This is a genomic window from Candidatus Poriferisodalis sp. (genome assembly GCF_965208895.1).
Classification (GTDB): Bacteria; Actinomycetota; Acidimicrobiia; order Acidimicrobiales; family Poriferisodalaceae; genus Poriferisodalis.
On record NZ_OZ242363.1, the window covers coordinates 2,628,712 to 2,646,377 of the forward strand.

At 66.6% G+C, this 17,666-nt stretch carries 12 protein-coding genes and 1 pseudogene; 10 read left to right on the forward strand and 3 right to left on the reverse strand.

All coding sequences use genetic code 11. From position 1 onward, the window contains the following. Positions 1-10: 10 nt before the first annotated feature. Positions 11-2,167 (forward strand): annotated as a pseudogene (locus ACOGJB_RS11890) (ATP-dependent Clp protease ATP-binding subunit); the annotation flags it as partial. A gap of 136 nt (positions 2,168-2,303) precedes the next feature. Here ACOGJB_RS11890 and ACOGJB_RS11895 read toward each other — a convergent pair. Continuing rightward, a complete protein-coding gene (locus ACOGJB_RS11895; RefSeq protein ID WP_419837337.1) occupies positions 2,304-3,164 on the reverse strand; it encodes an SWIM zinc finger family protein in 861 nt (286 codons plus the stop codon). 7 nt (positions 3,165-3,171) lie between these two features. Continuing rightward, positions 3,172-6,252, reverse strand: a complete 3,081-nt coding sequence (locus ACOGJB_RS11900; RefSeq protein WP_419837338.1) for a DEAD/DEAH box helicase — start codon at positions 6,250-6,252, stop codon at positions 3,172-3,174. A gap of 276 nt (positions 6,253-6,528) precedes the next feature. On the opposite strand from ACOGJB_RS11900, the gene ACOGJB_RS11905 reads away from it, so the two are divergent. The 7 genes from ACOGJB_RS11905 (at position 6,529) to purQ (ending at position 13,142) form a co-directional block, all read left to right on the forward strand. Then, on the forward strand, positions 6,529-7,809 hold the full coding sequence (locus ACOGJB_RS11905; protein ID WP_419837339.1) for an adenylosuccinate synthase: 1,281 nt from the start codon (positions 6,529-6,531) through the stop codon (positions 7,807-7,809). 26 nt (positions 7,810-7,835) lie between these two features. Further along, a complete protein-coding gene (purD, locus tag ACOGJB_RS11910; RefSeq protein WP_419837340.1) occupies positions 7,836-9,095 on the forward strand; it encodes a phosphoribosylamine--glycine ligase in 1,260 nt (419 codons plus the stop codon). Positions 9,096-9,282: 187 nt separating this feature from the next. After that, the gene (purE, locus tag ACOGJB_RS11915; protein WP_419837341.1) at positions 9,283-9,729 is read left to right on the forward strand and encodes a 5-(carboxyamino)imidazole ribonucleotide mutase; all 447 of its coding nucleotides are present in this window, start codon (positions 9,283-9,285) and stop codon (positions 9,727-9,729) included. Positions 9,730-9,736: 7 nt separating this feature from the next. Further along, complete coding sequence (purB, locus tag ACOGJB_RS11920; protein WP_419837342.1) at positions 9,737-11,167, forward strand: adenylosuccinate lyase; 1,431 nt, start codon at positions 9,737-9,739, stop codon at positions 11,165-11,167. Positions 11,168-11,242: 75 nt separating this feature from the next. Then, on the forward strand, positions 11,243-12,148 hold the full coding sequence (locus ACOGJB_RS11925) for a phosphoribosylaminoimidazolesuccinocarboxamide synthase (protein WP_419837343.1): 906 nt from the start codon (positions 11,243-11,245) through the stop codon (positions 12,146-12,148). Then, positions 12,145-12,447 carry a phosphoribosylformylglycinamidine synthase subunit PurS gene (gene purS, locus ACOGJB_RS11930; RefSeq protein ID WP_419837344.1) on the forward strand — a complete coding sequence of 101 codons (303 nt, stop codon included), beginning with the start codon at positions 12,145-12,147 and terminating at the stop codon, positions 12,445-12,447. Before ACOGJB_RS11925 ends, purS begins: the two co-directional genes overlap by 4 nt. After that, the gene (gene purQ / locus ACOGJB_RS11935; protein WP_419837345.1) at positions 12,444-13,142 is read left to right on the forward strand and encodes a phosphoribosylformylglycinamidine synthase subunit PurQ; all 699 of its coding nucleotides are present in this window, start codon (positions 12,444-12,446) and stop codon (positions 13,140-13,142) included. The genes purS and purQ overlap by 4 nt, the downstream gene beginning before the upstream one ends. A 61-nt stretch (positions 13,143-13,203) precedes the next feature. Here purQ and ACOGJB_RS11940 read toward each other — a convergent pair whose 3' ends face one another. After that, the gene (locus ACOGJB_RS11940; protein WP_419837346.1) at positions 13,204-13,605 is read right to left on the reverse strand and encodes a hypothetical protein; all 402 of its coding nucleotides are present in this window, start codon (positions 13,603-13,605) and stop codon (positions 13,204-13,206) included. 50 nt (positions 13,606-13,655) lie between these two features. Between ACOGJB_RS11940 and purL the strand changes: the two genes are divergently transcribed. Continuing rightward, complete coding sequence (gene purL / locus ACOGJB_RS11945; RefSeq protein WP_419837347.1) at positions 13,656-16,034, forward strand: phosphoribosylformylglycinamidine synthase subunit PurL; 2,379 nt, start codon at positions 13,656-13,658, stop codon at positions 16,032-16,034. Further along, positions 16,031-17,623 (forward strand): amidophosphoribosyltransferase, encoded by a 1,593-nt coding sequence (purF, locus tag ACOGJB_RS11950; protein WP_419837348.1) that lies wholly within the window; start codon positions 16,031-16,033, stop codon positions 17,621-17,623. Before purL ends, purF begins: the two co-directional genes overlap by 4 nt. Positions 17,624-17,666 lie beyond the last annotated feature (43 nt).

Sequence of the window (17,666 nt, forward strand, 5' to 3'; positions counted from 1 at the left end):
GTCCAGCGCCACATCGCCGACTCCGGAAAATTCCTTCGAAGCGCTCGAGCGATTCGGCCGTGATCTCACCGCAGATGCTCGTGACGACAAGCTTGATCCGGTCATCGGTCGCGATGACGAGATCCGCCGGATCATCCAGGTGTTGTCGAGGCGCACCAAGAACAACCCGGTCCTCATCGGCGAGCCGGGCGTCGGCAAGACGGCGATTGTCGAGGGCTTGGCCCGTCGCATCGCCGAAGGCGACGTTCCCGAGGGCCTGCGCGACAAGCGCGTCGTCGCACTCGATCTGGCTGCGATGGTGGCGGGAGCCAAGTACCGGGGCGAGTTCGAGGAGCGGCTCGAAGCCGTGCTCAACGAGATCGTCAAATCCGACGGGGAGATCATTACGTTCCTCGACGAGGTGCACACGCTGGTCGGCGCCGGCGGCGGCGGCGACAGCTCGCTCGACGCCGCCAACATGTTGAAGCCGATGCTGGCTCGGGGCCAGCTGCGGCTCGTCGGCGCGACGACTCTCGACGAATACCGCCAGCACATCGAACACGACGCCGCATTGGAGCGTCGCTTCGCGCCGGTCTATGTGGGTGAGCCGTCCGTGACCGATGCGGTGGCCATCCTTCGTGGGCTGAAAGAGCGGTACGAGGTGCATCACGGTGTTCGCGTCACCGACGCCGCACTGATCGCGGCGGTCACGCTGTCTGACCGGTACCTGCGGGAACGCTTCCTGCCCGACAAAGCCATCGATCTCATGGACGAAGCCGCTAGCCGCCTGCGCATCGAGATCGACTCGGTGCCGCTGGAGATCGACATCTGCGAGCGCCGCATCCGCCAGTTCGAGATCGAAGAGCTGGCGCTGAGCGCCGATGAGACCACCAATGGGCGCTCCTCCGACCAGGGGTACAAATCTCAGCGACTTTCCGACATCGCCGAAGAACTGGCATCTGAGCGTGAGCGAGCGACGGCGCTCAAGGCGCACTGGCAATCGGAAAAGGAGGCCATCGGCGCGATCCGGACGTTGAAGTCTGAGGCAGAGTCGCTGGCTGCCCAGGTGGAGCGAGAGACAGATCTCGAACGCGCCGCGGAAATCCGCTTTGGACGGCTCCCGTCAGTGCACCGCCGCCTCGACGAGGCGGCCGGAGAGCTCGCACGACTGCAGGCCGACAAGCGGATGCTTCGCGAAGAGGTGGATGCCAACGACATCGCCGAAGTGGTGTCTCGCTGGACAGGCATCGCCACGAACCGGCTGCTGGAGGGCGAAGCGCGCAAGCTGGTGCATCTCGAAGAGACGCTCGCCCGCCGGGTCGTCGGCCAGCGACATGCTGTCGACGCAGTCGCAAACGCCATCCGTCGCAGCCGCGCCGGGTTGAACGAGCCCGATCGGCCCATCGGCAGTTTCCTATTCATGGGACCCACCGGGGTCGGCAAGACCGAGTTGGCTCGTGCATTGGCCGAATCGCTCTTCGACGACGAGCGTGCGATGGTTCGTATCGACATATCTGAGTACCTCGAACGGCACTCGGTCAGCCGGTTGATCGGTGCACCGCCTGGCTACATCGGCCATGACGACGGCGGCCAATTGACCGAAGCGATCCGGCGCCGACCCTACTCAGTTGTGCTGCTTGACGAGATCGAGAAGGCGCACACCGACGTGTTCAGCGTGCTGCTTCAGGTGCTCGATGACGGCCGGCTGACCGACGGCCACGGACGCACGGTGGACTTCTCCAACGTGGTGCTCATCATGACCTCGAATCTGGCCGTGGCGCCAGCCGATTTCTTCGCCCCAGAATTCGTCAATCGTGTCGACGAGATCCTCCGCTTTGACTCCTTGAGCAGGGGCGAGGTTGCTGACATCGCCGAACTGCAGCTCGAAATCTTGCGCCAGCGTCTGGCCGAACGCGACATCACGCTGAAGGTGAGCACGGCTGCCGCCGAGTTGCTGGCAAACCGCGGATACGACCCGGCCTATGGCGCCCGACCGCTGCGACGCCTGATCCAGCGCGAGCTGACCGATCCCTTGGCGGCTGGGCTGCTCGACGGCACCTTCGCCGAGGGCGACATCGTGGTGGCGGACAGCATTGACGGCTCGATCAGCCTGAGCGCCTTTTCGCAACTGGCGGGTGCGTCGACCTGCGAGCCCGATGACGCGCCACCGCTGTCGCAAGCCTGTTGAGCCTCTTGTTTCTCGCGCTTGTACCCCATCGCAATGTGATCGGGCGCGATGTGATCGGGCTCACGGGTCGCTCGGGCCGCAGCCACGCGCTGCGCTCGCGGGCCGCTTCGGCGGGCATGCCGATGCCGAACGCGCATCACTCGGCATCGCTGACCAAGTCGTCCAGCGCTGCCGATGCTGTCCCGCTGTAGACGGTTTCCAGCGTCGCCAAGAAGGGAGTCGAACCCGTCCAGAAGGGGAAGCCCCCCAGACGACGTGCGATGACCGCGTTCGCGGCCGGAACTCTCGCGGCGCCCACCACTCGTGCTGGGTCGGGTTCGTACGCCCGGCCCCAGAACACCTCGGGGTCCTCTGGCAGCGGATCGGCGGGAGCGAGTGCCGAATCTGTGTCCGAGGACGCGAGGCGCAGACCGGCGAGCGTGAGCAAGTCGTCACGCTGCATTCCTCTCATCTGAAACAACAGGAACGGATCGCGATCGAATTCCTCGCCGAGCAAGAGGTAGACAGCAGCAATGTGCTTGCACGGATTCGTCTGGTCAGGGCACGAGCACGAGGTGCGAAGATCGCTTCTCGCCGCAGGGAACAGCGAAAGCCCCCACTCCCCGAATGCGTCTTCTATCCGATCGGGCATGCGCCCCGCGATCAGGCTGGAGGCGAATACGGGCCGCTCGCCCAGCGTCGACGCGATCTTGCGCCAATCATCGGGGTGCAGCGTTGCGACCCGGATCGAGACTCGGTAGGGCCGCGCTTGCGATCCTTGCACTTGGGCTGTCACTTCGCCAATGCCGACATCGATCGTCAGGACTTGGCCGCGACGGGCATAGGTTCTCGCACGGGCGATACGTGATGCGATGTCGAAGCCATCGAGGACCTCGATCCAGCGACGGGCCCACCAGTTCTGCGCGAAATCGCCGCGGCGTGATTGTGCCTTGATGCCGCCGCGTGCCTGAAGCGGTCGGCCATAGTCGGCGTACCTGCCAAAACCGGATCGGCTCATCGCAACGTCACCCCCGCACGGCATCGCGGCTCAGCGTGAGCACGGAGCGCAGTTCGTCGTTGGAAAGCTCTGTCAGCCAGCGCTCGCCGCCATCGACGATCTGGTCGGAGAGTTCGCGCTTGTGATCGATCATCTCGTCGATCCGGTCTTCGAGCGTGCCGGCGCACATGAACTTGTGGACCTGCACGTTGCGCTCTTGGCCGATGCGGTACGCACGGTCGGTGGCTTGGTTCTCGACAGCGGGATTCCACCAGCGATCAAAGTGGAACACGTGGTTGGCTGCAGTCAGATTCAGTCCGGTGCCGCCGGCCCGCAGCGACAAGACGAACAATGGAGGACCGTCGGTGTCTCCGAAGCGGTCGACCATGCGATCTCGGCTTGCTCTGGGCACACCGCCGTGAAGGAACAGCACTTCGGTGCCGAATACCTCTTGGAGATGCCGCTGCAGCATCGTGCCCATGGTCACGAAACGGGTGAAGACGAGGGCACGCTCGCCGCTCGCCAGGGTCTCGGTGATCATCTCGATGAGCCGATTGAGCTTGCCGGAACGCCCGTCGATTGCGGAGTCGTCGCCGAGGAAGTGCGCGGGGTGATTGCAGACTTGCGTGAGCTTCGTCATCACGCCGAGGATCAGACCGCGCCGGTCGATGCCCTCAGCGTGTTCGAGGGACTCTTCGGTATCGATCAGCACGGCGCGGTACAGCGATGCTTGCTCGGCGGTCAGGGCGCAGTACGTCTTGGCTTCGAGTTTCTCGGGCAGGTCTTTGATGATGGCGCGATCGGTCTTCACCCGGCGCAGCATGAACGGCCCTGTGGCGCGGCGCAGTCGTTGAGCAGCGTCGGCGTCGCGTTCTGCTTGGATCGGAACCAAGAAGTTGCGCTTGAAGTCCGTCAGGGTGCCAAGGAAGCCCGGATTCAGGAATTCCATGACCGACCACAGGTCGCCGAGGTGATTCTCGACTGGCGTGCCGGTGAGGGCGACGCGATAGTCAGCTGTCAAGGAGCGGGCGGCACGCGCTTGGGCAGTGTGGGGATTCTTGATCTGCTGTGCCTCGTCGAGCACGACGCCGCGCCAAGACTGCTCGCGCAAGAACTCGATGTCTCGCTGCAGCAAGCCGTAGCTGGTGACCACGAGAGCATGACGTCCGGCGCGCTCGCCGAAGGCCTCGCCGCGGGCCCGGCGAGGGCCGTGGTGCACCATCACCGGCAGGTCCGGGGTGAACCGCGAGGCCTCCTTGATCCAGTTGTTGATCACAGAAGTCGGGCACACGAGCAAGGTCGGCATGTCGCTGCCGGACTCCCAGTCGCGTTGGAACAACGCCAGCGCCTGAATGGTCTTGCCGAGTCCCATGTCGTCGGCCAGGCAGCCGCCGAGGCCCCAGCGGCGCAGGAACCACAGCCATGCGTAACCCCGCGCCTGGTACGGGCGAAGCGTTCCCGCGAACGCCGACGGAGCGTCGATGTCGGTGAGAGCTGCGTCGCCGCCGCGGAGACGTCCCAGCAGATCAGCCAGCGGGCCTGCTGCCTCGACATGGTCAAGCTGCGGACCGCCGCCGCCGACGGGCATCCCGATATGCATCTGGACGATGTCGCGAAGCGTCGACGGATGCTCGCCGCGAGTCTGCCAGAACCGGATTGCCTCCTGAATCTCATTCGAGTTCAGCGCGATCCACTGTCCGCGCAGGCGCACGAGGGGCGCCTTCATCGTGGCCAAGGCCTCGATCTCGTCTTCGGTGAGGCGATGATCGCCGAGCGCCAGATCCCAATCGACGTCCGCGATCGCGTCCAGCGACATAATGCCGCTGCCCGACTGCACCGCGGGAGCGGAGGTATTCGCCCGCGCGCTCAGGCGCAACCCCGTCGCCTTACGCGCCCACCACGACGGCAAGAGGACGCCGAAGCCTGCCTCCTCGAGGGCAAGGGCTTCCTCGCTCAGGAAGTCGTACGCCTCTGTCGTGTTCAGGCTGAAGCCATCGGGGTTCGCGTGGTCGAGGCTGCCGGCGACGCGCGCGGAGATCCCTGCAGCCTGTCCGAGACCCACCAGCAAGGATTCTCGCGTCCCGCTCTCGGAGACCGCTAAGGGCACCATCTCCCCGATGTCTGGTTGCCATCCGTCTGCCGCGGAGATCAGCAGGCTGGGGTCCGCATGCGGCTGCAGCAGGTAACGAACGCGCCAAGCGTCCTCCTGCGGCGGGTCGGCGTCCGGTGGGGAGTCGGCGTCCAGCGCGGTTTCCGGCTCCTCCAGCCGGAAGCAGAGCCTGAACGGGGAACGTTCCGCGGCGGCCACTGGACGGCGCCACTTGGCAATTTGGTCCGCCATGTGCTCGGCGTCGACGCTGCGGTCAAGCAGGCCGTCTGTGCCCAGCAACGCCTCGAGCCAGAGGTCGTGGGAGTCTGCGCCGAGACGGCCGGCGGGGCGGTCGGCCGCGCTGGCCGTGCTGCGCACCAGATGGTCGACCAGCACGGTGAGCGCTTGGCGCAGGACTTCGACTGACGGATCGTCGGGGGCTGTCTGCGCGTCCGGATCAGTTGCTGCCCGTGCCGACCCCGGCATGCGAGCGGCGATGGCCGCCATGCGCTCGCCGTCGGCGCCGGTGCATACCGGTTCCCAGACTGCTCGTGCTCCCCGCGGGTCGAGCGCGATGCCCGGCAGGAACTGCTGTCGGGCTACGAGCGCGGCCGCGAATCTGAATGCGTCTTCCGCCCAGAAACGTAGGTCTGTGCCCGCGAATACCCCCGAGGCCAGATGCCGGTCACGGCACACTGCCCGCAGCAGCGCAATCGCCTCAGTCGGCGCCAGGCGCAGTGCGGGCACCGTCCAGGGGGCTCTGCAGATGGCGCCAGGGTCACCCTCGCCAGCGGGCTTGATGATCGTGCTCGAAGCGACCGGCGCATCGGCCGTGCTCGGAAGCCACATCGCGACCGGCCGCCCGCGGCGCGCGGTGATGCGAAGATCGGCTTCGGTGCTCCGGATCGCCTTGGCGAGGACGGACGCGGCAGCTGCGAACGGGTGCGGCCGGTGGGTGAGGCCATCGGGGTAGCTCGCGGGCAGCGTGTCAGCGGCATCGGAGGCTTCGGCCCATACCACGAGGGCACCGTGGTGGCAGACGCCATGGACAAGAAGCATCGTGGGCTCGCGGGGTTTGGCAATCAGCGGGGACCGCAAATCATACGATCGGCGACCTCAAGCGCCTGAAATGCGGTGTTCTGATCGCCCTCCTACACTGGCCAAGTGACGAAGGGCACCGCAGCTGGGTCTCACCCCGAATGCGCCGCGATGTGTCCGACCGCAGGCATCCGCCGTGATCCGGTTTGCGCCGTCCGCAGCCCGGACCTCAGCCAGCCAAGCTGAGCGATACCGCGCATGCCGGGCTCAATCGTCGTCGGAATGCAATGGGGCGATGAGGGCAAGGGCCGCATCGTCGACATCGTCGCCAAGGAATGCCAGCATGTCGTCCGCTACCAGGGCGGCCACAACGCCGGGCACACGATCGTCGTCGACGGTGAGACATTCGCCCTGCAGCTCATCCCGAGCGGGGTGCTCTATGACCACGTGACGCCGATCATCGGCAACGGCGTGGTCATCAACCCGTGGGTGCTGATCGACGAGATCGACATGCTCGGGCGCCGGGGCGTCGACTGCGGCCGGCTGATGCTGAGCCCCGCGGCGCATCTCGTGCTGCCCTACCACCAGATCGCCGATGAGCTCGCCGAAGCGAAGCGCGGCGACGCCAAGCTCGGCACCACCAAGCGCGGCATCGGGCCGGCGTATGCCGACAAGGCGGCACGGGTGGGGCTGCGCGTCGAAGATCTGCTGGAGCCGATGGCGCTGCGCTCCCGATTGCTGAGCGTGCTGGCGGATCGCAACGCCTACTTGCAACGGGTGCACGATCATCCCGGTGTCGATCCCGATGAGCTGGCCGACCAGCTCATCACCGAGGTGGCACCACGGCTGGGGCCGCTGGTGGCCGACACCGTCGGGTGGCTGCACGAAGCGCTGCATGCGGGCGAGCGCGTGCTGTTCGAAGGCGCCCAGGCCACCTTCTTGGATCTTGACCACGGCACCTACCCTTTTGTCACCTCCTCGAACCCGGTGGCAGGTTTCGCGCTGGTGGGCGCGGGCATCGGGCCTGGCGCCGTCGATCAGGTGATGGGCATTGCGAAGGCCTACACCACCCGAGTCGGTTCGGGGCCGTTCGTGACCGAGCTGGACGATGAAGTCGGCGACGAATTGGTCGAGCGCGGCGCTGAATTCGGCACCAATACCGGCCGTCGGCGCCGCTGCGGCTGGTTCGACGCGGTGATGGGCCGCCAGGCTGCCCGTCTCAACGCCTGCACGGAGATCGCGCTCACCAAGCTCGACGTGCTCGACGAACTCGACACGATCAAGGTGTGCGTGGCCTATGAGGTGGATGGCCGCCGTTACGACTACCTGCCGCATCTGCGCTCGCTGTGCGATCGCGCCCGACCGGTCTACGCAACGCTGCCCGGCTGGAAGACGCCGCTCGAGCGGGTTACCGAGCGGTGGCAGCTTCCCCGCCAGGCCGTCGACTACATCGTCTTCCTCGAACGCCAGCTTGGTCTGCCGATTCGCTATGTCTGCGTCGGTCCGGGCCGCGAGCAGTACATCCGCTTCGCGGCTTGAGTCAGGAAGCGCCGGTGAGGGTCTGTGTGGTTGGCCAGGGTGGGCGCGAGCACGCGTTTGCGAGTGCCCTGGCCGCGACAGCCGATGTCGTTGTCACCCCCGGAAACCCCGGCATAGCCGGCAGCACTCCCGCCACCGCCACCGAGATCGACGCCGACCTGTACGTCATCGGACCTGAGGGTCCCCTGGCTGATGGCTTGGCAGATCGCCTGCGGGCAGTGGGCCGCCTCGTGTTCGGACCGGGTGCAGATGGCGCCGCGCTCGAAAGCTCCAAGGCGTGGATGAAGGAAGTGGTCAGCGCTGCGGGGGTGCCCACGGCGGGCTATGCCACCTTCGCCAGCGAGCCGGTGCAGCGCCGCGCAGCACACGCCTACCTCGAGACGCTGGCACCGCCGTATGTCATCAAGACGAGCGGACTCGCCGCCGGCAAGGGCGTACTGGTCACCGACGACGTGGCATCAGCCCATTCCGACATCGACGCCAAGCTCGACGGCACCGCATTCGGGGACGCCGGTCGCCGCATCGTCATCGAAGAAGGGATGCGAGGCCCCGAAGTGTCGCTGTTCGCGCTCTGTGACGGTCGCCGAGCGGTACTGCTGCCCACAGCGGTGCGTGACCACAAGCGCGTCGGTGACGGCGACACGGGGCCGAACACCGGCGGCATGGGTTGCGTCTCGCCGCTGGCTGATGTCGATCGGGCTGTTTGCGCCGAACTGGGCGCGTTGGCGTTCGAGCCGACGCTGGCCGAGCTGGCCCGGCGGGGCGTTGACTACCGCGGCGTGCTCTACGCCGGGTTCATGCTGACGCCCGACGGACCCCGCCTGCTGGAGTTCAACGTGCGCTTCGGCGATCCCGAGGCACAGGTCACGCTGCCGCGCATCACCAACGACCTCGCATTGCTGCTGGCCGGGGCGGCAGCGGGCGAGCTGAGCGACGAGATCATCGTCTCCGACGACGCCATGGTGTGTGTCGTCTGTGCTGTGGAGGGCTACCCGGCTGCACCGCGCACCGGCGACGTCATCTCTGGCCTCGAGCGCGCGCGTGAGGTTGACGGCGTCACCATCTTCTGTGCGGGTGTCGGGACCGCGGACGGTCAGGCTGGGTCTGGCGGGTCTTTGGTGACCGGCGGCGGCCGGGTGCTGAACGTGTGCGGCCGCGGCCCCGATGTCGCGGCGGCCCGCGACCGCGCCTACCAAGCCGTGCAGCACCTTCATTGGCCCGGCATGACCTACCGCACCGACATCGCTGCGGCCGAGGCCGCAGCCACCGCCGGAGGCAACCGATGAAGGGGCCGATGGGTGCTGTTCGGCGCTTGTGGCATGAGTGCGGAAATCTCCCCGCCACCGACTCCGGGCGGCGAGACTCAGAGGCTGAGCCGTTCGGCGAAGCCGTGGCCCGAGCGGCCCGTGAGCGCAGCGCACAAGAGCGGGGAAGTATGGAAGCTGAGTCGATGTGGGTCAGGGGAGCCAAGCAATGAAGGTCGCCATCTTGATGGGCTCGCCGAACGATGCGCCGAAGATGGCGCCAGCCGCCGAGATGCTCGACAGGTTCGGCATCGACCATGTGACCGAGGTGATGAGCGCCCACCGGACGCCGGCAGCCGTCATGTCGTTCGCGACTGCAGCACGGGATGCCGGATTTGCCGCGATCATCTGCGGAGCCGGCATGGCAGCGCACCTCGCTGGCGTGGTGGCCGCACACACGACTCTGCCGGTGATCGGCGTGCCGCTCAGCGGCGGCCTTGCCGACGGGCTCGATGCATTGCTGTCGACGGTGCAGATGCCCAAGGGCATCCCCGTGGCGACTGTTGCGGTGAACGGCTCGGCGAATGCTGCGGTGCTCGTCGTAGAGATCCTGGCGGTGACCGATGCGGGGCTCGCCCGGGGTCTGGCGGAATTCCGCGCCGCGGGTGCCCGGTGACGCCGACATGAGCCCCGACGTCGTCGCCAACGTGTTGGCGACGCGCTACGCCTCTGGCGAGATGGCCGAGCTGTGGTCGCCACGCCACAAGATCATTCTCGAACGCCGTCTGTGGATAGCGGTGCTCGAAGCCCAGCGCGACGCAGGCGTCGACGTTCCCGGCGGCGCGCTCGAGGCCTACCGCGAGGTGATCGACCAGGTCGACCTGAATTCCATCACCGAACGCGAGCGGATCACCCGGCACGACGTCAAGGCACGCATCGAGGAGTTCTGCGCGCTGGCTGGCCATGAGCAGATTCACCGCGCTATGACCTCGCGAGATCTCACCGAGAACGTCGAGCAGTGCCAGGTGCGCTCAGCCTTGCAGCTGGTCACTGAGCGCATGGCGGCGTTCGTCACGCGCGTCGCCGCCCTGGCCGCTGCCCACCGTGACCTCGTGATGACCGCCCGCTCCCACAACGTGCCTGCGCAGGCGACCACGCTCGGCAAGCGCTGGGCCACCATCGGCACCGAGGCAATGGTGGCCATCGAACGCCTCGAAGAGCTGATCGGCCGCTACCCGCTGCGCGGGCTGCGCGGACCGGTCGGCACCCAGCAGGACCTGCTGGAACTGCTCGGCGGCGATCCCGCAGCGGTCGACCGCCTGGAACGCCGGATCGCCGATGAGCTGGGATTCGGCCGCGTGCTGGGGTCGGCTGGGCAGGTCTATCCGCGCTCGCTCGACCTCGATGTCGTTGCCGCGCTCGTCGTCGCCGCAGCGCCGCTCGCCAACCTGGCGCTCAACGTTCGCCTGATGGCCGGCCACGAGCTGGTGACCGAGGGATTCGAGCCCGGCCAAGTCGGTTCGTCGGCCATGCCGCACAAGATGAATACCCGGTCTTGCGAGCGCATCAGCGGTCTCGCCGTCATCCTGCGAGGGCATCTCACGATGGCATCGCAATTGGCCGGCGATCAGTGGAACGAGGGCGACGTCAGCTGCTCGGTCGTGCGCCGGGTGGTGCTTCCCGACGCCTTCTTCGCACTCGACGGCGCACTCGAGACGGCGTTCAGCGTGCTGGACGGGTTCGGTGCCTTCCCTGCGCGCATCGCGGCAGAGCTGGCCGAGTACCTGCCGTTCCTTGCGACGACCCGCCTGCTCGCCGCTGCTGTCACCGCGGGCACGGGCCGCGAGCAGGCGCACGAGCGAATCGCCGAGCACGCGACCGCCGCAGTGCTGTCGCTGCGGGAGGGCAACGCCGCCACGAACGATCTGGCCGAGCGGCTCGCGGCCGACCCCGTGCTGGCGCTCAGCGCCGGCGACATCGAATCGGCACTCGCCGACCCCGCTTCCTTCAGCGGTCGTGCCGCCGATCAAGTCGACGAGTTCGTCGCTGCGGCAGGCAAGATCGCCGAGCGATACGGACCGGCTGTGGCCTATGAAGGGGGCGAGGTGCTGTGAACGCGGCGAGACGGCGCTTCGGAGATCACGGCCCGATGCCAGACCCGATGAGACAGGCCCGATGAAAGGAGCAACGTGAGCGAGCTCGAACTCGTCCACCGCGGCAAGGTGCGCGAGATGTACCGCGTCGACGACAGGCATCTGCTGATGGTCGCAAGCGACCGTATCTCGGCCTTCGACGTGGTGTTCGACGAACCGGTGCCCGACAAGGGCCGCGTCCTGACCGCCATGACGGCGTGGTGGTCCACCTGGCTCGGCGACATTGCACCGACCCATGTGGTCTCGACCGACCCTGGCGACTTCCCCGCCGCTGCGCGGCGACCCGAATTCGCCGGCCGGGCTCTCCTTGTCCGCCGGGCAGAGATGCTGCCGATCGAGTGCATCGTGCGCGGGTACATCACCGGTTCGGCGTGGAAGGAATACCGCGAGCACGGCACCATGCACGACGAGCCACTGTCGGCCGGGCTGCTCGAATCGCAGCAGCTTCCGGAACCGGTCTTCACGCCGTCCACCAAGGCGACCGATGGGCACGACGTGAACATCTCCTTTGCCGCTGCCGCAGAGCTGGTCGGTGATGAAGCCGCCGCCGCCGCCCAGAAAGTGTGCGTCGATGCCTACAGCACGGCGGCCGCTCACGCTTCGCAGCGGGGCATCATCATCGCCGACACCAAGTTCGAGCTGGGCTACGTGGACGGCACCCTGGTCATCGCCGACGAGTGGCTCACGCCCGATTCGTCCCGCTTCTGGCCCAAGGATCACTGGCAGCCGGGCGCATCGCCGCCGTCGCTCGACAAGCAGCCGGTGCGTGACGCCACCGAAGCCACCGGCTGGAATAAAGAGCCGCCGCCCCCGCCGCTGCCCGACGACGTGGTGGCCGCCACCCGTGCCCGGTACATCGAGGCATACGAGACGCTGACCGGCGAGTCGTTCGACGACTGGTTGACGCAATCGGGCGTGCTGAGCGGAGCAACTGCCCCATGAGTCGCTGGGATGTCTTGGTGGAAGTCTCGCCGCGCGCTGAGATTGCCGATCCGGCGGGAACCACGATTGAACGTGCCCTCGCAGCGTTGGGATTTGCGGGCGTCGGCGAGGTGCGGGTCGGCAAAGCCATTCGCATGGAGGTCTCCGCAGCGGACGCCGCTGAGGCCCGGTCAGTGACCGAGCAGATGTGCGATCGCCTGCTGGCGAATCCGGTGATCGAAGACACCCGTATCGAATTGCGCGCCGTAGCGCAAGAACCGATAGCGCAGGAACCCGCAGCGCAGGAACCCAGTCCGTGAGCGTCACGGTCGGCATCGTGCGGTTTCCCGGCACGAACTGCGATCTCGACACACTCGACGCGCTCGCTGAATTGGGGGCGAGAACTGTGCTGCTGCACAGCGACGAGACCTCGCTCGGAAGTGTCGATGCTGTCGTCATCCCAGGCGGATTCGCCCATGGCGACTACCTGCGAACGGGAGCAATCGCCCGCTTCTCGCCGATCATGGACGCAGTGGCGTCATTTGCGAGCGCCGGCGGTCCCATCGTCGGCATATGCAATGGGTTCCAAGTGCTGACCGAGGCAGGTCTGCTGCCCGGAGCGCTACGACCGAATGCGGGGCTCTCGTTCTTGTGCCAGCCGCAGCAGGTAGTGATGGCGTCGGTGAACCATGCCCTAGGGCATGGACTGTCGACGTCGGAGGTGCTGCACATCCCCATTAACCACTTCGAAGGGAACTATGTGTGTGATCGCCTGACGTTGCAGCGTTTGCGCGAGAAAGGCCAAGTAGTGATGCGCTACGTGGGCAATCCCAACGGATCGTTGGATGACATTGCCGGCATCTGCAATGAGATGGGCAATGTCGTGGGTCTCATGCCCCACCCTGAACGGGCCACCTCGGAACTATTGGGATCAACGGACGGCTGCAGGCTGCTCGAGGCGCTGCTCGAAGCAGCAGCGAGCACTCGTCAAGTCGTCGATCGCCGTTCGGCTTGAAGGGGAATGACGACCGTGAGGATCGAAACTTCAAGTGCCGACGGCCGGGTGGTCTGAAGTGTCAGCCGCCCCGTGTGATGCCCGCACGGGCCAGCATGTCCGCGGGGACCCCGAATTCACGCCAGGTGGCGTACTGGATTCCCTTGCGATGCCCGTAGTTGGCGGCGTGGGTGACAAAGCCCTCTTCGACCGCGGCCATGTCCGGTTCGACTTGCAGGGCCTCGATGGCTGCTTCGACGTCCCGACGTTCCTGCATCAGGTTCAAGCGTTGGATCGGCTTCGCATCGGCAATCTGGACGTCGATTGCAGCCTGCTTTGCCTTGAGGGACTCAGCGCTCGGTCGGCGTCCGGGCTTGGGCCGGTGAGTCTCGACTGCCTCGAGATAATCCCGCACTGCCGTAGCCTCGATGCGCCCCGCAGCGATTGCAGCCTTATGTTCGTCGGACATTGTTCGTTCGCTCATGCCGTCTGTATATCACGAGAATCGACAGTGTCCAATGAACTCGGGTCGATATGACTGCGGTGCTTTCAGGATCTCACTCGGCTGATGCCTCCGGCGTTGCCCATACCGCAAGCGTTCATGCGTCACTTGGCCTGACGGATACCGAGTACGAATGCATCTGCGAACTGTTGGACCGGCAGCCGAACCATCTCGAACTGGCCATGTATGCGGTCATGTGGTCCGAGCATTGCTCGTATAAGTCATCGCGCCGCCATCTTGCGCGGCTGCCAACCGAGGCACCCTGGGTGCTCGTCGGTCCGGGCGAGAACGCCGGCGTTGTCGATGTCGGTGACGGCATTGCAGTAGCAGTACGCATCGAAAGCCACAACCACCCCTGCGCCATCGAGCCGTATCAAGGTGCGGCGACCGGAGTCGGCGGCATCTTGCGCGACATCTTCACTATGGGTGCGCGACCCATTGCGCTCGCAGATCCTCTGCGCGTCGGACCGCTGGACGAACCGCGAAGCAATTGGATTGCAGAAGGAATCGTCAGCGGGATATCGGGTTACGGCAACAGCGTCGGTGTACCGACCGTTGCGGGTGAATTCGTGTCGTGCGAGACATATCGAGACAACCCTCTGGTGAATGTGGCCGCACTTGGCATCATGCCCACGGAACGACTTGTCCTCGGCCGTGCAACCGATGTGGGCAGCTCGGCCGTGCTCATGGGCGCGAGCACCGGCCGCGACGGCATCGGCGGCGTCAGCGTGCTGGCGTCGGCAGGCTTCGACGAGGCTGACGATGATGCGACCAAACGCCCGAGCGTTCAGGTCGGCGACCCTTTCGAGGAAAAGCGCCTCATCGAAGCCTGCCTCGAATTGCTGGAAGCACGACTCGTCAGCGGGATCCAGGATCTCGGGGGTGCCGGCTTGACCTGCGCGGCCAGCGAGACAGCCTCGCGTGGCGGCACCGGCATGGAGGTCGACGTCACCGCCGTGCCCTTGCGTCAGCACGGCATGGAACCGTTCGAGATCATGACCTCGGAGTCTCAGGAACGGATGCTGGCGATCGTCTCGCCGACCAACGTCGACCGGGTGCTCGAGATCTGCGCGCGGTGGGAGGTGAGTGCGACAGTTGTCGGACGAGTGACCGGCGACGGGATGCTGCGGGTGCGTGACGGTGCCGAGGGCCCAGTCCTGGCAGAGATCCGGGCGAGCACGCTGCACGACGACGCGCCGTCCTATGACCGTCCCCAGCGTCCGCCTGCTGATCTGGCAGCCCGCCACCGCGTCGATCCTGGGGCCCATCGCGCCGCACAGAGCGCGCCGGCTGTCACTCCGGACGATTGCGCTGCCGATCTGCTGGCGATGCTCGCGGATGCGCGCTGGGTATACCGGCAGTACGACCACCAACTGTTTCTGAACACGGTCGTCGGCCCCGGGCACGACGCCACGCTGCTGCGATTGCGAAACCCTCGCGACGGCACGCCCACCGGTCGGGGACTGGGAATCTCGGTCGACGGCAACCACCGCTGGTGCGACGCTGATCCCCGCCGGGGCACCGCCATGGTGGTGGTCGAAGCGGCACTGAACCTTGCCTGTGTGGGCGCCGACCCGCTCGCGCTCGTCAACTGCCTGAACTTCGGCAATCCAACTCATCCCGAGGTCATGTGGCAGCTGTCAGAGGCCGTCGACGGCATGACGGAAACCTGCGACGCGCTCGGTGTACCGGTCGTGGGCGGGAATGTCAGCCTGTACAACGAGACCAATGGCACCAATATCTGCCCGACGCCCGTCGTGTGCATGGTCGGCGTCCATCCCGACCTCCACAGGCGCCCGATCGCAGACGGCCTGCCGTCTCGGACCGAACTCGTGGTGCTGGCCCCGACCGGCTTCGCCGGCCACGCGCAAGACGGCGCTGACGCTGTGGGGCGGCACCCCATTCCGCTGGGTGGCAGTCGATGGGCGTGGGAACGCCGCCAGTGCAGGGACGGGGCCCTGCCGGATCTCGACATTGCGGGCTGCGTCGCAACTGCCCGATTCGCAGCGGCAGCCGTACGGGACAACCTCGTGCAGTTCGCTCATGATGTCTCCGACGGCGGCATCGCGGTGGCCATCGCGGAGATGTGCTGTCACAGTGGCACGGGCGTGCGCGCCCGGGTTCCGTCGCTCGGAGAATCGGCGCCAGCGGCACGGGCGCTGTTCGCTGAGCCGCCCGGTCGCGTCCTCGCCGCTGTCGAGCCTCGCGATGTCGATCGTCTCGCGAGTGCGGCGGCCGCGTCGGGAGTCGAATGTCGCCGCCTTGGATCGTTCGGCGGATCGCGCGTGCAGATCGGCCGGATGTCCGAACGGGGCCTTGATGTCGACCTCGCGCTCGACGAGACGCTCGCCCGGTGGAGCGGTGCTTTGCCCCAGTCATTTGCTCAACCCGTCGAGGGAGCAGTGGCATGAGTCAAGCTCCCTCCGACGGTGTGGAGTTCTGCAAGCCGCGCGAAGCCTGCGGCGTCTTCGGGGTGTACCTGCCTGGCGGCCCCGTCGCCCACCTCAGTTACCTCGGGTTGTACGCGCTGCAGCACCGCGGGCAGGAATCGGCTGGCATTGCGGTGTCCGACGGCACGCACATCACCGTGGTGAAGGACATGGGTCTCGTCGCCAGTGCGTTCGATGATCGGGTGCTGGCCGGGCTCGAGGGCAATTTGGCCATCGGGCACACCCGATACTCGACGACAGGTTCGAGTTCGTGGCGCGCGGCGCAGCCGTTCTACCGGGGCCTCGACGGCACGGAATTCGCGCTCGGGCACAACGGGAACCTCACCAACACCGCCGAGCTTGCTGCCTCATCGGGGATGCTCGACGGGGTGGTCACCAGCGACAGCGACCTCGTCGCCGAGCTGGTCGCCCAACGCATCACCGCCACCCCGCAGATCACTCGCACGCGACCGCGCGAGGCCGTCACCGAGGCACTGGGAGCGGTGCTGCCAAGCCTTCGTGGCGGTTTCACTTTCGTGGTCGCCGACCGGGATCGCCTGATCGGGGTCCGCGACCCGCACGGCATCTGGCCGCTGTGTCTCGGCCGCCTGAATGTCGATGAGCACGGGGTCGATCCGTCCGATGTCGACCCGCATCGGGGCGGCTGGGTGCTGGCCTCGGAGAACCCCGCGCTGGAGGTGGTGGGCGCGACGTTCGAACGCGAGATCCGGCCGGGCGAGATGATCATCATCGACGCCGCGGGGTGTCGTTCGCTGTGGCCGTTCGCCAGCAGACCCGAAACCGGCGGCGGGCTGGCACCGCACCTGTGCATCTTCGAATTCGTGTACTTCTCGCGTCCTGACACAACCTTGGCCAGCCAGAACGTGCACGCAGCCCGGCAGCGCATGGGCGCGCACCTGGCGACCAATGCACCGGTCGCAGCGGATCTGGTGATGCCCGTTCCCGAATCGGGCATTCCGGCGGCGCAGGGCTACGCGCGTGCCAGCGGCATCGCCTACGGCGACGGACTCGTCAAGAACCGCTACATCGGGCGCACCTTCATCGCGCCAAACCAGCATGTCCGGTCGTTGGGCGTGCGAACAAAGCTGAACCCGATCAGCCCCAACATCAACGGACGCCGTCTCGTGGTGGTCGACGACTCGATTGTGCGGGGCACGACCACTCGGTCGATTGTTGAGATGCTGCGCGGCGCCGGCGCCGCGGAGGTGCACATGCGCATCTCCTCGCCGCCCTACCGGTGGCCCTGCTTCTACGGCATGGACACCGGCACCTCCGACGAGCTGCTGGCCGCGAGTCGTGATCTGGCCGAGATCGAGGCGTATCTGGGAGTCGATTCGCTGGCGTACCTGAGCCTCGATCAGCTCGTCGAGGCCACCGGCGTGCTCGGTGGCGGGTTCTGCCACGCATGTCTCACTGGCGAGTACCCGGTGGAAATCGGTGCGAGCGCACGGGCCGAGGTGTTCGGCAGCGGCAGCGACGAACCCACTCGCTCCCTGATCGCGACCGGCAGCGTGCAAGCCGCAGCCGTCGCGGGACCGCTCGGCGGCTGACTCCGACTTGACGATGGCTGCCCGATGACGCTGCCCGCCCGAC

What these genes read in the sequence shown, in the direction of transcription:
- ACOGJB_RS11940 (WP_419837346.1), bottom strand. Translation starts at nt 13,605, where the DNA reads ATGAGCGAACGAACAATGTCCGACGAACATAAGGCTGCAATCGCTGCG.
- purL (WP_419837347.1), top strand. Translation starts at nt 13,656, where the DNA reads ATGACTGCGGTGCTTTCAGGATCTCACTCGGCTGATGCCTCCGGCGTT.
- ACOGJB_RS11895 (WP_419837337.1), bottom strand. Translation starts at nt 3,164, where the DNA reads ATGAGCCGATCCGGTTTTGGCAGGTACGCCGACTATGGCCGACCGCTT.
- purS (WP_419837344.1), top strand. Translation starts at nt 12,145, where the DNA reads ATGAGTCGCTGGGATGTCTTGGTGGAAGTCTCGCCGCGCGCTGAGATT.
- ACOGJB_RS11905 (WP_419837339.1), top strand. Translation starts at nt 6,529, where the DNA reads ATGCCGGGCTCAATCGTCGTCGGAATGCAATGGGGCGATGAGGGCAAG.
- purE (WP_419837341.1), top strand. Translation starts at nt 9,283, where the DNA reads ATGAAGGTCGCCATCTTGATGGGCTCGCCGAACGATGCGCCGAAGATG.
- purF (WP_419837348.1), top strand. Translation starts at nt 16,031, where the DNA reads ATGAGTCAAGCTCCCTCCGACGGTGTGGAGTTCTGCAAGCCGCGCGAA.
- purB (WP_419837342.1), top strand. Translation starts at nt 9,737, where the DNA reads ATGAGCCCCGACGTCGTCGCCAACGTGTTGGCGACGCGCTACGCCTCT.